The sequence below is a fragment of the Psychrobacter sp. Pi2-52 genome (genome assembly GCF_904846705.1).
Lineage (GTDB): Bacteria > Pseudomonadota > Gammaproteobacteria > Pseudomonadales > Moraxellaceae > Psychrobacter.
Window position 1 is genome coordinate 1 of record NZ_CAJHBS010000046.1, and the last position, 2,557, is coordinate 2,557.

Annotated in this window: 3 protein-coding genes; 2 read left to right on the forward strand and 1 reads right to left on the reverse strand. The window is 36.5% G+C overall.

All coding sequences use genetic code 11. The annotated features are described in order from the left end of the window. The coding region (locus JMY00_RS13395) for a hypothetical protein (RefSeq protein WP_201580522.1) at nucleotides 1-220 on the forward strand (220 nt) is incomplete at its 5' end. Nucleotides 221-465: 245 nt separating this feature from the next. On the opposite strand, the gene repM is transcribed toward JMY00_RS13395, so the two are convergent. Next, nucleotides 466-1,392, reverse strand: coding sequence for a replication initiation protein RepM (gene repM, locus JMY00_RS13400; RefSeq protein ID WP_201580523.1), 927 nt, complete (start codon nucleotides 1,390-1,392; stop codon nucleotides 466-468). A gap of 822 nt (nucleotides 1,393-2,214) precedes the next feature. Here repM and JMY00_RS13405 point away from each other — a divergent pair. Next, the coding region (locus JMY00_RS13405; protein ID WP_201580524.1) for a hypothetical protein at nucleotides 2,215-2,557 on the forward strand (343 nt) is incomplete at its 3' end.

The following is a 2,557-nucleotide window of genomic DNA, read 5'->3' on the forward strand; positions in this document are numbered from 1 at the left end:
AGATTTATCTAAGTTGGATGCAGAAGGTACAGCTAAAGTAGCTGATACATCTATCAAAGAAAATCACAAAACATCAAGATTTAATACTCTAGCAACTGTCATTGGCGTATCTGTTAGTGTATTAGCTGCCTTCTCTTCAGCTAAAAATTCTTCAAATAATAACTATAAGCTAAGACGTCCTAGAAGCGTATCAGAAAAATTATTTGGCGATAAAAAGTAAAATAAAAAAACTCTAACTAACTATATTCTGAAGAAGCTAGCTAATAGCTAGCTTCTTTTTAAAGACTAATAACTGAGTCCCACTGACTAAGTGCGAGTTTTCGACTTTACAAATGTTTATCCCTAACGGTCACACATTTATAAAATCAAAACATCGGCAGGGGTAAACCCCCACACCCCCAACACTACGAAAAGACGTAATGCTAAAAAAGCGGAAACTGATTATCTAGTAATTTTAGAATATCGCTATGTCTTATGCTTTTTAGGTTGATAACCTAACTTTGCAAGATAGGGCATATACTGGGCTTGCTTATTTTCGTCTACAAGATCATTAGCAATAATAGCGGCAAACTCAGCAGTGCTTTTACCAATAGGTGCATTACTGCCAAGTTCAGGTAAGGCAGCAAGCTTGGCGCTGAATGTTTTTACTTGGCTGTCTGTCATCTTGATGAACGCATCATCTTTGGCTATCGGCTCAGGTGCTTTTTTTTGTTTGAATTTGAAGGACATAGCGGTAATAGTGCGACCTGTTTTGTGCTGCTCGTAATTGACCGTAATATCCGTATGCTCATTAATCTGTTTGATAGCAAGGTCAATAACTCTTATCTTGAAGTTATACATTTCTTTATACTTTTCAGGCTCAACGCCTAACTTTTGGCGTAGATCATCAATCTTATATCGCTGTGTAAATCCTTGTTCACGCCATGCCACGCAAAGCTCATATAGTCGAATAGCATAGCTACTGCTCAGGTTCGCTACTTTCTCGATTTCATAACTTGTGAAGTGACTTTCAAGCCGTGTTATCAAGGGAACAACATCAGACGTAAAGCGCATATAAACGATACCGCTATCAGGCTCAACGCCTATCTTATCTACCCAGCGACAATGAAACGACCTGTCTTTGCCGTTCTTTGGGTTTTTGTCGTGGTAGGTGACATATCGGTCAAACAGTCCTTTACTGGCATCTTTGACGACCGTGTACGCTGTTTTATCATTTACCCCGAACTGCTTTGCGTAACTACTTGCATGGATTTTTAGCAGACTGTCATGCGTGATACCTTGGCCTGAATTGCGAGCCTCAATAATTGCCAATAGGATTAGTCGCTGTTCTGCTAAATCGAGCGTATAACTTGCATTGATTAATGCGGTATCTTTAACGACTAACTCAGACATAATGACGGCTTATTATCGAAATGATTTTAATGATGATAGCACAATTAACTTACTTTGTTTACTGACGTAAGTATAGGTGCGATAAACGTAAGGGTATTGGCTTAAATTGGTGCGATAAACGTAAGGGTATGGTGCGATAAACGTAAGGGTATGAACGCTAAACGCCTTTACTATCAAGGGCTGTCAGGGACTCTAAAAGCTCTTTTAAAAGCTAATTATTTAAAAGCATAAGAATTATTTTTTTGATTGTTAATAACTTTATTTTGAATTGATGACTAAATCAGGCTCAGAACATCATTAAGGATTAATTAACCCCTGATTGGATAGATTGACTCAGATTTGAATTATTGGTTATTGGTAAAATTATCACCAAGCTCAGGTAATCATCAAATAATTAGTAATTGCTCATATTTTCCCTGTAAGCGTCTTTGATTGCTCAATAGCTAACTTACTAGGTCTTCACCCTTAGAATTGAAATTTGAGCTAATCAGACAGTAAATAAGTGCTATTTCAGCTCATATCATTGATTATTGGTTTGGCTATAGGCTAATGATAGGAAAAAAGCACAGCAACCAGTCCTATAATTCAAGAGTCTGTTATAGATGGTTCCATTATATCAGTCTGTTTTAAGTAGTCTGTTAATAGGTTTAGAGGTCAAAATAACTGGTTCCCTTGGGGCATTGTCCATAGTTTTTTTTACGGCAGGTGACAATCATCTAGTAAGTTCAGTTAGCACAAATAGATGAATATCTTGAAACTACCTTTACGTAATGGGTTAATATGTTTTATTTGATTTTATAAACTATATTTTGGAGATTTTAGATGATACCTGTTGCTGTTATACCTGTGATAAAGGCTGCTACCGCTTCTACTACAGCTAAACAACTTATGCAAAATGCGCCAGCTGCTCTTGCTTTTTTAAAAACATCAGAACCTAAAGACTGGACAGAGTCTGATATGCAGCTAGTAGAACAGTTTTATGAAAAGCTTAGTGATTTTAGCTTTCAAAATGGTGAAGCTCTTGTAAATAATGCTATACGTTTTCAAGAATTATCACATGCTCAAATTATGGAGATATTCTCAGAGTTAGATTTATCTAAGTTGGATGCAGAAGGTACAGCTAAAGTAGCTGATACATCTATCAAAGAAAATCACAAAACATCAA